At 63.9% G+C, this 13,601-nt stretch carries 13 protein-coding genes; 9 read left to right on the forward strand and 4 right to left on the reverse strand.

Annotated elements, in window-relative coordinates; all coding sequences use genetic code 11:
- Position 1: 1 nt before the first annotated feature.
- Positions 2-592 carry a UbiX family flavin prenyltransferase gene (locus ACIQUG_RS14580; protein WP_402322773.1) on the reverse strand — a complete coding sequence of 197 codons (591 nt, stop codon included), beginning with the start codon at positions 590-592 and terminating at the stop codon, positions 2-4.
- On the reverse strand, positions 589-2,115 hold the full coding sequence (locus ACIQUG_RS14585; protein ID WP_402322776.1) for a UbiD family decarboxylase: 1,527 nt from the start codon (positions 2,113-2,115) through the stop codon (positions 589-591). The genes ACIQUG_RS14580 and ACIQUG_RS14585 overlap by 4 nt, the downstream gene beginning before the upstream one ends.
- Positions 2,116-2,229: 114 nt before the next feature.
- On the opposite strand from ACIQUG_RS14585, the gene ACIQUG_RS14590 reads away from it, so the two are divergent.
- The 3 genes from ACIQUG_RS14590 to ACIQUG_RS14600 are packed head-to-tail and all read left to right on the forward strand — an operon-like array spanning position 2,230 to position 4,674.
- Positions 2,230-2,748 carry an SCP2 domain-containing protein gene (locus tag ACIQUG_RS14590; protein WP_402322779.1) on the forward strand — a complete coding sequence of 173 codons (519 nt, stop codon included), beginning with the start codon at positions 2,230-2,232 and terminating at the stop codon, positions 2,746-2,748.
- The gene (locus tag ACIQUG_RS14595) at positions 2,739-3,716 is read left to right on the forward strand and encodes a peptidase U32 family protein (RefSeq protein ID WP_402322782.1); all 978 of its coding nucleotides are present in this window, start codon (positions 2,739-2,741) and stop codon (positions 3,714-3,716) included. Before ACIQUG_RS14590 ends, ACIQUG_RS14595 begins: the two co-directional genes overlap by 10 nt.
- A gap of 7 nt (positions 3,717-3,723) precedes the next feature.
- Positions 3,724-4,674, forward strand: a complete 951-nt coding sequence (locus ACIQUG_RS14600; protein WP_402322785.1) for a U32 family peptidase — start codon at positions 3,724-3,726, stop codon at positions 4,672-4,674.
- Between the two features lie 38 nt (positions 4,675-4,712).
- Here the strand turns inward: ACIQUG_RS14600 and ACIQUG_RS14605 are convergent, their stop codons facing one another.
- Together ACIQUG_RS14605 and ACIQUG_RS14610 are read right to left on the reverse strand one after the other, a co-directional pair.
- Positions 4,713-5,324, reverse strand: coding sequence for an NUDIX domain-containing protein (locus ACIQUG_RS14605; RefSeq protein ID WP_402322788.1), 612 nt, complete (start codon positions 5,322-5,324; stop codon positions 4,713-4,715).
- A gap of 190 nt (positions 5,325-5,514) precedes the next feature.
- On the reverse strand, positions 5,515-6,501 hold the full coding sequence (locus ACIQUG_RS14610; protein WP_402322791.1) for a cyclase family protein: 987 nt from the start codon (positions 6,499-6,501) through the stop codon (positions 5,515-5,517).
- Positions 6,502-6,617: 116 nt separating this feature from the next.
- On the opposite strand from ACIQUG_RS14610, the gene ACIQUG_RS14615 reads away from it, so the two are divergent.
- The 6 genes from ACIQUG_RS14615 to ACIQUG_RS14640 all read left to right on the forward strand — a co-directional run bounded on the left by ACIQUG_RS14615 (position 6,618) and on the right by ACIQUG_RS14640 (position 13,559).
- A complete protein-coding gene (locus ACIQUG_RS14615; RefSeq protein WP_402322794.1) occupies positions 6,618-7,514 on the forward strand; it encodes a LysR family transcriptional regulator in 897 nt (298 codons plus the stop codon).
- Positions 7,515-7,756: 242 nt separating this feature from the next.
- On the forward strand, positions 7,757-8,959 hold the full coding sequence (locus ACIQUG_RS14620; protein ID WP_402322797.1) for an HlyD family secretion protein: 1,203 nt from the start codon (positions 7,757-7,759) through the stop codon (positions 8,957-8,959).
- 70 nt (positions 8,960-9,029) lie between these two features.
- The gene (locus ACIQUG_RS14625; RefSeq protein WP_402323037.1) at positions 9,030-10,622 is read left to right on the forward strand and encodes an MDR family MFS transporter; all 1,593 of its coding nucleotides are present in this window, start codon (positions 9,030-9,032) and stop codon (positions 10,620-10,622) included.
- A gap of 219 nt (positions 10,623-10,841) precedes the next feature.
- Complete coding sequence (locus ACIQUG_RS14630) at positions 10,842-12,383, forward strand: sensor histidine kinase (protein WP_402322800.1); 1,542 nt, start codon at positions 10,842-10,844, stop codon at positions 12,381-12,383.
- The gene (locus ACIQUG_RS14635) at positions 12,380-12,988 is read left to right on the forward strand and encodes a response regulator transcription factor (protein WP_402322802.1); all 609 of its coding nucleotides are present in this window, start codon (positions 12,380-12,382) and stop codon (positions 12,986-12,988) included. The genes ACIQUG_RS14630 and ACIQUG_RS14635 overlap by 4 nt, the downstream gene beginning before the upstream one ends.
- Before the next feature lie 88 nt (positions 12,989-13,076).
- The gene (locus ACIQUG_RS14640) at positions 13,077-13,559 is read left to right on the forward strand and encodes a heme-binding protein (RefSeq protein ID WP_402322805.1); all 483 of its coding nucleotides are present in this window, start codon (positions 13,077-13,079) and stop codon (positions 13,557-13,559) included.
- Positions 13,560-13,601: the final 42 nt, after the last annotated feature.

The raw sequence follows: 13,601 nt of genomic DNA on the forward strand, positions 1-13,601 counted from the left end.
ATCACGATGATTTTTGCTCCTCACCCTGCCAGGCCATGGCTTGCGGGCTGATCGGCAGCGCCAGCAGGTCGATCGCCCGGGCCGCCAGATGGTCGACGATAGCCGCGACGCTCTCAGGCCGATGATAGAAGGCAGGCACCGGCGGCATGACAATCGCCCCCATTTCCGTGACGGCGCACATGTTGCGCAGGTGACCGAGATGCAACGGCGTCTCGCGTGCCATCAGCACCAGCCGACGACGCTCCTTCAGATGCACGTCGGCGGCACGAACCACGAGATTATCGGCGATGCCGGCAGAGATCGCCGCAAGTGTGCGCATGGAGCACGGCGCCACGATCATGCCGGCCGTCGAAAACGACCCGCTCGCTATCGTCGCGCCGATATCGGTGTGGTCATATGTCCGCGCGGCCAGACGCAGCAGGTATGAGAGAGCGTCTGCACCGACCTCGTGTGCGAGTGTGCGATGCGCCGCCGGCGACAGGACCAGATGCAGCTCGACGGTTTCGATTTCGCTGAGCCGCTCGGCGATGCGAACGGCAATCGCCGCACCCGAAGCCCCGGTGACGCCGAGGACGATCTTCAACCGGTTCATCGCGCCAAACCTCCCGGCCCGGGGCCTCCAAGCCCGAGACCGGCCCAGATCGCATCGACCTGACCAATGACCTCGGGCGACATCTCCAGAACACGCCCCCATTCGCGGTCGGTTTCGGTGCCGATCTTGTTGGTGGCGTCGAGACCGAGCTTGCCGCCGAGGCCGGAGCGCGGGGACGCGAAGTCGAGATAGTCGATCGGCGTCCCCTCGATCACGGTCACGTCGCGGCTGGCATCAAAGCGGGTCGCAAGCGCCCACATCACGTCGGACCAGTTGCGCACGTCGATATCGGGATCGACGGCGATGATCAGCTTGGTGTAGCTGAACTGCGGCAGGACAGACCAAAGCCCCATCATCACGCGCCTGGCCTGCCCGGGATAGCGCTTGTCGATCGAAACGACCATGGCTCTGTAGGAGCAGGCTTCGGGCGGCAGCCAGAGATCGGATATCTCGGGAAACTGCTTGCGAACCAGCGGCACGAACAGCCTGTTCATCGCCTCTCCGAGCCGCGAAGGCTCATCCGGCGGCCGGCCGGTATAGGTGGAAAGATAGAGCGGATTTCGACGCATGGTGATCGCCGACAGACGCATGACCGGGAATGGCTCCACCGAATTGTAGTAGCCGGTATGGTCGCCATAGGGGCCCTCCTCCGAGGTTTCGCTCGCTGAGACCATCCCCTCCAGCACGATCTCCGCATTGGCCGGCACCGAAAGCGGCACGGTCTTCGCGTCGACGAGTTGCGTCCTGCCGCGCCGAAGCAGCCCTGCGAAATTCAGTTCGCTCAAGCCATCGGGCAGCGGCATGACCGCAGAAAGTATCGTCGCCGGGTCGGCACCGATAACGACCGCGATCGGCATGTCCTGCCCCAGGCGTTGCCACAGGCGATGGTGACGGGCGCCGCCGCGGTGGGCGAGCCAGCGCACGATGGCGCGATCGGGCCCCAGCACCTGCATGCGATAGATCCCGACATTGACATCCAGCGGATCATCCGGCGCGCGCGTGATCACCAGCGGCCAAGTGATGAGCGGCGCCGGCTCGCCCGGCCAGCACCATTGAACCGGCAGGCGCCCGAGGTCGATTTCGTGATCGCGCCAGACGACCTCCTGACAGAGTGCACGCGTTACCTTTCGCGGCCGCATATACATCGCCGATCGGAGCAGAGGGAGGCGATCCCAGGCGTCACGCAGCGACTGCGGCGCTCGCGGATCGCGCAGTTCTGCAAGTTCTGAGGCAAGGCCATCGAGCCCACCCGGCATCAGGCCGAAGCCACGCTCGATCCGGCGCTCCGACCCGAAGAGATTGGTCAGAAGCGGGATCGGCTGTGCGGCGCCCGTCGCATCGATCGGCCGCTCGAAGAGAAGCGCCGGCCCGTCGGCGGCAAGCACGCGGTGGTGGATTTCGGTCACCTCGTGCACCAGCGAAACCGGCTGCGAAATCCGCTTCAGATCGCCTTCGCGCTCGAGCGTATCGACAAAATCCTGAAACGTTGCAAAGCCCTTGGACGGGCGAAAGGTCCTGTTCATGGCCCTGTTTGTGGCGGCGAATGGCGCTTGTCTTTGACGTGGCGCAAACAGCCGATGGCAGCGGGCGACTAGCATGCGCCGCATCGTCCGATTCCGACGCTCCACAGGTAGCAAATGACACTTCCGCTCGCGATCACCGCGCCCCTCCGCTTCGTTCCTATCATCGCCATAGAAAGCGTGGTGCAACGCGTCTTTGCCCGCGTGATCGAGACCCATCCGGGCCTCTTCGACCGTCTCGCGGATCACGCAGCCAAGCGCTACGCCTTCCTGCCGTCGGACCTGCCGATCGGCTTTCTTGTTGAACCGGCCGTGCCGCGCATCTCCGTGCATCGCAAGGAGCGCGCGCCGGTTTCCGATGCCTGCATGGAAGGCGAACTCGTGCTGCTTCTGGCGCTGCTCGAGGGCCGCATCGACGGCGACGCCGTCTTCTTCTCGCGCGATCTTGCCGTCAGCGGCGACATGGAGGCGATGCTGGCGCTGCGCAACGCCCTCGACGACTGTGAGATCGACCTTCCAAGCGATCTCGCCGACATGGCGGGGCCTCTGGCGCCGCTCGTGCGCCGCGCGGGAGAACAGATCCGCGAGCGCGCGCTTGGCCGTGTTCTCAAGGAGGAGGCGCCCCAATGGAACTGATCTGCCCCGCCGGCACGCCGGCCGCCTTCCGCGAAGCCGTCGATGCCGGCGCCGACGCGGTCTATTGTGGCTTTCGCGACGAGACGAACGCCCGCAATTTTCCGGGCCTGAACTTCTCCCGAGACGAACTTCGGACGGCCATCGCCTATGCCAAACAGCGCAGGGTAATGACCTTCGTTGCGATCAACACCTTCATGCGCGCCGGCCAGGAGACGCTCTGGCATCAGGCGGTGGATGATGCCGCAGCACTTGGCGCCGATGCCGTCATCCTCGCCGATTTTGGCCTGATGGCCTACACGGTCGAACGCCATCCGCAGCAGCGGCTGCATGTTTCCGTCCAGGCCTCGGCCTCGAATGCCGATGCCGTGCGCTTCCTCGTCGAGGCCTTCGCGGCGAAACGCGTTGTGCTGCCGCGCACGCTGACGATCGCCGACATCGCCCGCCTTGCCAAGCAGATCGATTGCGAGATCGAAGTCTTTGCCTTCGGCGGCCTCTGCGTCATGGCCGAGGGGCGCTGTTCGCTCTCTTCCTACGCCACCGGCAAGTCGCCCAACATGAACGGTGTCTGCTCGCCCGCGAGCCATGTACGCTATCGCCAGGACGGACGCGAGCTGGTGTCCGAGCTCGGCGATTACACCATCAACCGCTTCCCGGCGGGCGAAGCGGCCGGCTATCCGACGCTCTGCAAGGGCCGTTTCGACATTGCCGAGGAGCGCGGCTATGCCTTCGAAGATCCGGTTTCGCTCGACGTCATGGACCATATCGATGCGCTGCGCGCTGCTGGCGTCAGCGCGTTGAAGATCGAGGGCCGGCAGCGCGGCAAGGCCTATGTCGCCGAGGTCGTCTCAGTCATGCGGCGGGCACTGACCGCCGGCGCCGCCGAGCGTCCTGGCTTGGTGTCGCGGCTGAAGGCGCTCAGCGAAGGCCAGAAGACAACGACGGGCGCCTATGAAAAGCGGTGGAGGTAACCGGACGATGACCACATCCACGAACCTTACCAACCCCGCCTTGAGCCTCGGTCCGGTCTACTATCTCTGGGACGGCCCCAAATGGCGCGACTTCTATTTTCGCATCGCCGACGAAGCGCCGATCGCCCATGTGACGATCGGCGAGGCCGTCTGCTCGAAGCGGCTGCATTTCATCGAACCCTATGTCGGCGAGGTCATCGAGCGGCTGGAGAATGCCGGCAAACAAGTGAGCCTCGCCTCGCTCGCGCTGGTGACGCTGGAACGCGAAAGCCAGTTGGTGCGCGGGCTGGTGCGCGACAGCGCCCATCCGATCGAGGTCAATGACCTATCCGCGCTGCACCTGCTTGCCGGCAAGCCGCATTCGATCGGGCCGCTGGTCAACGTCTATAACGGAGCGACCGCCCGGCTCCTGGCTTCGAGGGGCGCAATCAGCATCTGTCTGCCGCCGGAACTGCCAATGACGTCGGTGCGCGGCATCATTGCCGAGAACCCCACAGTGGATTTCGAGGTCTTCGCCTTCGGACGCGTGCCGCTGGCGATTTCGGCGCGCTGCGCCCATGCCCGCTCGAAGGGGCTGATCAAGGACAATTGCCAGTTCATCTGTGGCGAAGACCCGGATGGTCTGACCGTCGAGACCCTCGACAGCCAACCCTTCCTGGCGCTGAACGGCGTCCAGACCATGTCGCACACCTGCCAGGCACTGTTGCAGGAACTGCCGGAGCTCGTGGCCGCCGGCGTTTCCCGCATTCGGTTGTCGCCGCAGGATTGCGACATGGCAGCCGTGGCACATATCTTCGCCGATGTTATCTCCGGGCGACGCTCACCGCGTGAGGCACAGGCGGATCTTGCCGACGTCTATCCGAACAGACCGTTTTCGAATGGTTTCCACCACGGCCAAACAGGCGCGGCCTGGATCTCCATAGACGCTGGAGCGGCGGCACGCTCGCCGGTCGCCTAGCAGTGTTCCGACCGCCGGCTCGGGCGATTGCCTTCGCTTCAGCCGGCCACTGCACCGATCGGGGTTGAGCTGGGGAACAGGTTCAAGGCGGCATATTGCAACAGCATGATCGTCTTGCCGTCGCGAATGGCGCCAGAGCTGATCATCGCAAGCGCTTGATCGATGCCGATTTCAAGGACGGCGATATCCTCTCCTTCGTCTTCATTGCCGCCACCTTGCGACGTGCGGTCGCCGGGCTGATACTCGCCGACGAAGAAATGCAGGCGCTCCGTCACCGATCCGGGGCTCATGAAGGCGTCGAAAACCTGTCGCACGTCGCGCACGCGAAAGCCCGTCTCCTCCTCCGTTTCCGCGCGTATACGCGCTTCCGGTTCGGCATTGTCGAGAAGTCCCGCCGGAGCCTCGACGAGCAGATCGTCGTGGCCGTTGACGAAGGCCGGATAGCGAAACTGCCGGGTCAGGATCACGGTGCGGCGGACCGGATCGTAGAGCAGGATCGTCGCGCCGTTGCCGCGATCGTAGGTCTCCCGTGACTGCCGCTGCCAGCTCCCGTCGCCACGCAGAAAGGAAAAGGTGGTCTTCTTCAGGACGTACCAGTCATCCGAGAGAACGGTGACGTCTTCCACTTGAATCCGGTGCGCAATGCTCATCCTGCCCTCCATGACAAGGTTGTCGTTCGGTCGGGCAATTTCGTGCATTTTCGTGCAATGTCAAGATTTATCATGCATCGACGTCGCCGTGCGACAGGTGCCTCGGCGGCGCTTGTTTCTGGAATGGCGAGTGCCGCGGGACCGATCCCGCGGCACTCGCGCCAGCCGATTATGACCTAACGGCATCCGCCTATCGCAACGGGAAGGCGACCGGCCGGATCGGGGCTGCATCCGCACCGCGGAACTTCAGCGACGCGCCGACAAAGGCGAACTCGTAGACCCGGTCCTTGGACAGCTGTTCGAGATTGATGAGCTCGATGATCGGGGCGCCTTGCTGCGCAAGCAGGTAGGTGTGAACGGGAATGTAGTTGTTTTCGGTTTCGGCCGGGAAGGCTTCGAAGCTCAAGTTGTCGGCACCCACCACCATCGCGCCGCCTTCTTCGACGAGGAACTTTGCCGCGTCGATGCCGAGTCCCGGAGGATTGCTCATATAGGCGGACTTTTTTTCGTAGTTCTGCATCCGCCCCGTGCGGATCAAGGCGACATCGCCCTCCGCCAGCTTCACGCCCTGGCTTTTCAGCGCTTCTTCGAGATCCTTGCGGGTGATCCGGTAATTTTCGGGAAGCATCTGCATGCCCTTGGCGGCCGCAACGTCGATCATCACGCCGCGCGCGACGATCGGCGGCAGTTTTTCGGCGCCGGTGACGGTCCAGCCCTGGTCCCCGAGGTGGTCGGCGGCGGCATAGCCATTCCAGATCTTGCCGTTCAGGCCGAAGTGATTGAGCGCGTCGATGTGCGTGCCCATATGCGCATACATTGACACCGCCGAGCCGCTGTAGCTGACATGCGTGTTCATCTCCTTGCCGACCTTCATCGGATCGGAGACCAGGGTGCCATTCGGCGTGTGCGTCATCCACATCTGATAGGGCGGGTCGCCAGCTGCCTCCCAGCTGGGCATGCCGATGAAATACTCGACCGCGAGGTCGTAGGACTTGCTCCCTTCGATCCGCGACAGAATGGCAGCGCGGGATTCCGGGGTAATCAGGTTGAGCCGACCGATCTCGTCCTTCGGCCCCCACGGGCTCTTGCCGACCTCCTGCGCGAAGGCCGTGCCGCCAAAGAGGCCGGCGACGAGAGTAGCGACCAAGAGACGCTCCAGGGCTGTGGTGTTGAACATGATGAACTCCTTCTTCTGGTCTTCCCGCGACATCAGGAAGCTGGGTTCACCTTATTGCTGGCGCTGGCGCGAATAATCAGCGATGGATGGAAAATATAATTCACTCTGGAGAAAATATGGACCTGTTGGCTGCCATGCGTTCGTTCCGACGCGTCATAGAGCTTCAAAGCTTCAACAAGGCGGCCGAAGAACTCGGACAGTCGAACGCCTCGATCAGCAAGCAGGTCCGGCAACTGGAAGAGCGCCTGGGGGCTGTGCTCATCGTGCGCACGACCCGGCGGATGAGCCTGTCGGAAAACGGACGCGCCTACTTTTCCGAATGCTGCCGGCTCCTGGACGAGCTCGACCATCTGGAGCGCACCACGTCGGGTGAGGCGGGCGAAATCAACGGCCGGCTCCGGCTCAATGCGCCGCTGTCTTTCGGCCTGACGGTGCTTGCGCCCATGCTTGCGCGCTTCATGGCGCTGCATCCGGAGCTGAAAGTGGACATGACGCTCGACGACCACGTGCTCGACGTTGTTTCGGAAGGCTTCGACGTTTCCATCCGGGTGCGCGCGACGCTGACGGATTCGTCGCTGATCGCCCGGCGGCTCGGCGACATCGGCCAAGTTATCTGTGCCGCCCCGGCGTATCTCGCGGACAACGGCACGCCCGCAACCGTTGGCGACCTCAAGAGCCACCATTGCCTCACCTATCGCCTGGCCGACCAACCCGGCAGCTGGCGGCTGGAAGGGCCTGACGGCGCTGTCATGATCGACCTGCCCGCGCGTTTCGTCGCCGACAACAGCCTGATGCTCAGCGAAATGATCCAGGCGGGCATCGGCATTGGCGTGCTGCCCTCCTTCATCGCGAAGCCCTTGCTCGCCGAGGGCAGGCTCTGCCAGCTCCTGCCCGGCCACAGGTTGGCCGAGCGCGGCATCTACGTGGTCTATCCCACCAATCGGCTGTTGCTGCCCAAGGTGAAGGTCTTCACCAAGTTTCTGGCGAGCGAGATGCGACATGCCGGGCTTTAGGGGCCCGGCCTGTCGTTGCCTCGGAAACTCGGTCGCGCAGCATGTGCGCCCAGCAGGCACCCTCGATCCCGAACGCCTCATAATCATGTTACCTGGGTGACAGCCCAGCTTATGGAACATCCAAACTTTCCAAATTCGTTTGACAGCAATCGGCGGCGCGAATATTTTGGAAAGCATAAAGTTTCTTTATTTGGCCGGCCGTTCAATTCGACGCACGCCACACCGGTGAAAGGAACCGGAAAATGAGCCAGCAGTCTTTCAGCATCGAAAATGCCCAGCCCGTGGAAACGATGGAGGCCTTGCCCCGCATGGAGGCACAGCGGACGCTCACAGCCAACCCGACCGCGGTAGCCACAAACGCCGCGGGAACCCGTAAGCGCTGGCTCCGCAACCTGCTTTTCGCCTCCGTCGCCATCGCCGCAGTTGCCGGCGGGCTCGACTTCGGCTGGGCCTACTGGTCGACGGGTCGTTTCGAAGTGTCGACAGACGACGCCTATGTGAAGGCCGACAGCACGACGATTGCCCCGAAGGTCTCGGGCCATGTCGCTGAGGTCCTGGTCACCGACAACCAGCACGTCAAGGCCGGACAGGTTCTCGCCCGCATCGACGACCGCGACTTCAGGGTCAGCCTCGAACAGGCCAAGGCCGGGGTCGAAGCCGCGGAGGCCAACATCGCAAACAAGCAGTCGGCGCTCGTCGCGCAGCAATCCGAGATCGATTCGGCCAAGGCGACGGTCGAGGCCGACAAGGCCGACCAGACTTTCGCCGAACAGGACGACAAGCGCTACGCGGAACTCGCAAGGCAAGGGTTCGGCACAGTGCAGAACGCGCAACAGGCGGCGTCACGCATTGCCGCCGCAAGGGCTGCGGTGACGCGCGACACGGCAGCGCTCGCAAGCGCGGTCAAGCAGCTCGACGTGATCAAAGCCGAGGTCGCGCAGGCAAAGGCCGCACTCGACAGCGCGAAGGCGGCCGAGCATCAGGCCGAGCTCAACCTCTCCTACACCGCGCTCGCAGCGCCGATCGACGGCGTGATCGGCAACCGCACCTTACGCGTCGGCCAGTATGTGCAGGCCGGGACGCAGTTGATGGCAGTCGTGCCGACGCAAGCGGCCTATATCGTTGCCAACTACAAGGAAACGCAGCTTGCCGATGTCGTTCCCGGCCAGTCGGTGGCGATCGAGGTGGACACGTTTCCGGGCCAGGTCTTCGAGGGCCACGTCGACAGCATCTCGCCTGCAAGCGGCCAGGAATTTGCGCTGCTGCCGCCCGACAACGCGACCGGCAACTTCACCAAGGTGGTGCAGCGCATCCCCGTCAAGATCGTGCTCGACCGCGACAGTCCGCTCGACGTGGTGCTGCGACCCGGCATGTCCGTCTACCCGACGATCGACACCCGGACCGCAGGAACGACGGTGGCCGCCGTGCCGGCGAGCCTAAACTGAAGGACGCTCAGGCGCAGTTCCCAGCCTCAAGCGCTGCCAGGAGGATGCAATGTCCACCACCACGATGCCCATGGTTTCGCCCAGCGTGCCGGAACCCGCAGCGACGTCACCCGACAAGGCAAGCACGACGGCCTGGATTTCCGTGCTCGCCGGCCTGATCGGCGCCTTCATGGCGATCCTCAATATCCAGATCACCAACGCCTCCTTGCTCGATATCGAAGGCGGCATCGGGACCGGCGTCGACAACGGCGCGTGGATATCGACCTCCTATCTCATCGGCGAAATCGTCGTGATCCCGCTCACGGACTATTTGAGCCGCGTCTTTTCTTTCCGGCGCTACATGTTGGCGAACGCGATCCTGTTTCCGCTGTTTTCCGCGGCCTGTGCCTTTGCCCATGATCTTGGCTCGATGATCGCGCTGCGCGGTCTGCAGGGTTTTGCCGGCGGCGTGCTCATTCCAATGGGCTTCACCATGGTGCTGACCCGGCTCCCCAAGGCGCAACAGCCGTTCGGGCTGGCGCTGTTTGCGCTTTCGGTCACCTTCGCCCCGGCGATCGGCCCGACGATCGGCGGCTACCTCACCGAGAATTACGGCTGGCAGTCGATCTTCTTCGTCAACACCCCACCGAGCCTGGTGATGGTGATTGCGCTCTATTGCACCCTTGAGAAGAAGCCGATGCAATTGTCCCTTCTCAAGCAGGGCGATTGGGCCGGGATCGCCACCATGGCCATCGGCCTTTCGGCACTGCAGACGGTTCTTGAGGAGGGCAACAAGGAGGACTGGTTTCAGTCGCCGTTCATCGTCAAGCTCGCTTTGACGGCGGCCGTGTTCCTGATCGCCTTCATCGTCATCGAACTCAAGGTCGAAAAGCCGCTCGTACAGCTGCGCCTGCTCAAGCAGCGCAATTTCGGGGTCGGCGTTCTCGTCAACGTACTCGTCGGCGTCGCCCTGTTCGGTACGGTCTACATCCTGCCGCAGTATCTCGGCCAGGTGCAGCGCTACAATGCCGAACAGATCGGCCTCGTGCTTGCCTGGACCGGGCTACCGCAGCTTCTCATCATCCCGTTCGTACCGGCGCTGATGAAGCGCTTCGACGCGCGCCATATCGGCTTCGTCGGCATCAGCATCTTCGCAGCTAGCTGTTTCATGAACACGACGCTGTCGCTCGACAGCGCCGGCGACCAGTTCTTCGTTCCGAACATCGTGCGCGCCATCGGGCAGGCTCTGGTGCTGACGCCGATCACGGTGATCACCACGGCCCGTATCGCCCCGAGCGACGCGGCAGCCGCCTCTGGCCTGTCGAACATGCTGCGCAATCTTGGGGGCGCCATTGGCACGGCCACGCTTGCGACGGTGCTGACCAAGCGTGAGCAGTTTCACTCGAACATCATTGGCCAGTCCGTGACCGTCTACCGCGACGAAGTCCGCGATCGGATCGGCGATCTGACCCGGCACTTCATGACGCACGGCGTCACCGACGCCGCCGTCGCGCAGCAAAAGGCGATCGCCGCGATCGCTGCCACGGTTCGTCGGCAGGCGCTTATCCTGGGGTTCAGTGATACTTTTGCGGTGATCGGGATCGTGCTCGCGCTCGCAGCCATCGCGCTGCTCTTCACCCGCAAGATCCAGCTCGGCGGCGCCGGTGCAGGTGGAGCACACTAATCCGAAGACGCGGAACGAGGGACGTCAGCCGGAACGATCACTAGCACAGCGAGTTCGTGCAGACCTCAGGGCGAAACTTGTGGTCGCACGAGAGATGGGCTGAAGCGACTGGCTGGATTTTCTCTTGTTGCGGTCGTATTTTCTCGGCCGATGCCGTGCTCAGCCGGACAACAAAAGAGCAGGCTGCGCAAGCAAGCCTGCAAATGACAAGAATGATCGATGCTACCGAACAGTCGTCCGTTGCTTGAGCGGCCCTTTTACCTTGTTGCTCTCTGGTGTCTTATCCTGCTGGTCGGGGCGGCAGCCCTTGGCACCCGCGAGCGGCGGGCGCTGGTTGCCGAACTGGAGCGGGAAAGCACCGTGCTCCATGGCCTGGCCTCCCAGCGCGCCGATCAGCACGATGCCCACCTGACGGCGCTTTCGGCCGTCGCGGTTGCGTCAGAGGGGCGCAGGCACGACCTCTTCCTCGATGTCGCCCGCACCATCACCCGCTTCTACCCGCGCATCGACGAAGTGCAACTCGTCTCGCTCGATCCGGCAACGGAGACGATCGGGACCGGTCCGCTCGACGCAGCGACGGCCGAGCGCATTCGTGCGGCTGCCAAGGCTTCCGACGGCCGGATTGCCCTTCTGCCCCATCCGCAGCGCCCCGATCATTACATGATGGTCAAGCGCAGCCCCAACACGAACGAGGCGCGCTACGGATTGATGCTCGCCATCGATGCCGGCAAGCTGATCGGCGATGGCGGGCCTTTCTGGTCTCGGCCGAGCACCGCCGTCCGGCTTTCACTGCCCGACGGCGACAGCCTGCTTCAGCCGGCAGCACTCCCCGATGCCATCCGGTTCTCCAGGCCGCTCAGCAGCGCGTCGCAGCCGCTTGTGCTCGAAACCGGCATGGATATCGGCCTCTCCGATATGTTTCCGCCGGTCCAGACGGGTCTGACCTTCGTTGCCCTCACGCTGGCCTATCTCGCCGGATTGGCCGCCTTGCGTCAGCGGGCAAGGACCCGCACGGCGGAGCAGCAGGCGCGTCTGAGCGCGCTCGATTCACGGCTTAGCCACGCCTCGCGCGTCAACGCGCTTGGAGAGATGGCAAGCGGCATGGCCCACGAACTGACCCAGCCCCTGACCGCGATCCTTGCCCAGGCGCAGGCCGGGCGCCGCCTGCTCAACCAGGGAAACCACGCAGCCCTCGCCACCGTGCTCGACGATACCGTCAGCCAGGCGCGCCGGGCCTCCGGCATTCTGGAGCGGTTCCGCAACTGGTCGCAGCCGCACGCGACGCCGGTGACGACGTTTGACCTGCGCCGGGCGCTTGGCAATGTCGATGCACTGCTGGAGCAGGACGCCCGGTCGCGGCAGATCCAACTTGAATTCCGCTTTCCGGAAGCCCCCGTAATCGTGACGGGTGATCCCGTTGAAATAGAGCAGGTCGCCTTCAATCTGGTGCGCAATGCAATGGAAGCGCTTGACGGCCACGCGAGCGAAACGCCCCGCGTCGTCGTGACCTTGAGGCAAGAAAACACCGGGGTGGTTTTCGATGTCGTGGACAACGGTCCGGGTGTTCCCGAAGCGCTGCGCCCGCGCCTGTTCACCCCGTTCATGACGACGCGGGCGGGCGGCACGGGGCTTGGCCTCGCCCTCAGCCAACGCCTGGTGGAACGCGCCGGCGGCGAGATCTCGTTGGTGGCCGGCGATGAGGGGGCAACCTTCCGGGTGACACTGCCCAAAGCGCGGGCGCGACAGGAAGAGACACAATGACCGTTCCCGTCTATCTCGTCGACGACGACGATGCGGTCCGCCGCGCGCTAAGCCTGCTGCTCTCGACGGTCGGCATCAAGGTCATCGCCTTCGGCGATCCGCAGGCTTTTCTCGGGCAATTGTCGCGCCTCGAGCCGGGTTGCCTGATCCTTGACATCCGCATGCCGGCGATTTCCGGGCTGAAGCTGCAGGAAAAGCTCCGTGAAAGTGGCGTCGACTGGCCGACGATCGTCATTTCCGGCCATGGCGATATCGAGGCCTGCCGGCGCGCCTTCCGCAACGGTGCCATCGACTTTCTCTCCAAGCCCATCGACGAGCAGGATCTGATCGACGCGATCCACAAGGGGCAGGAAATGCTGGTGCGCACCCTGCAGGCGCGGGCGGAAAAGGCGGAAACGCTTGCCCTCTTGGCGGCACTCACGCAGCGCGAGCGCGAGGTTCTCGACCGCATTGCGGCAGGCTTCACCACCCGCCAGATCGCCGAGGGACTCGGCCTCTCGCCGCGAACGGTGGAAAGCCATCGCGCCGCGATCGGCGCCAAGCTCGGCAGCACCTCGCAGGCGGAGATGACCCGCATCTGGCTCGAAGGGACGCAAACTCCGTAGAACTACGGACCGTGACGGAAGAGCTACGAATACCGTCGGGCGGCGTTCCGCAATAACCTTTCCCTATCAACAGGAAAGGAACCCATTGATGATCCGCAATATCGTGCTTGCAGCCGCTCTTCTCGCTCCCGTTGCCGCCACCGCCCAGGAGCTTCCGACCGCTGCCTACCTGCCGCTCGACATGGCCCTCAAGGCTGCAGACGCGGCACTGAAGGCATGCGCCGCAGAAGGCCACAACGTCAGCGTCGCGGTCGTTGCACGTGACGGTTCGACCAAGGTACTGCTGAAGGCCGACAATGCCGGCCCGCACACCGGAAACAGCGCCCAGGGCAAGGCCTTCACCTCGGCGGCCATGGGTCGCGATACGGCTGGCCTCGGCGAGTTCATTGCTTCCAAGCCCGCCAACGAAGGCCTTCGCGACATGGACGCACGCATGGTCATCCAGGCCGGCGGCGTGCCGATCAAGTTCGGCAAGGCGCTTGTCGGCGGCATCGGTGTCGGCGGCGCGCCGTCGGGCGACGTTGACGCAAACTGCGCAACTGCAGGCCTTGCTGCAATCGGCGCGAAGTAATTTGCTCCAAGGGAGGCTCCCGCCCTTGAAAAGGCGGCAGGC

Origin of the sequence: Ensifer sp. NPDC090286 (genome assembly GCF_044769565.1) — a bacterium.
Classification (GTDB): Bacteria; Pseudomonadota; Alphaproteobacteria; order Rhizobiales; family Rhizobiaceae; genus Ensifer.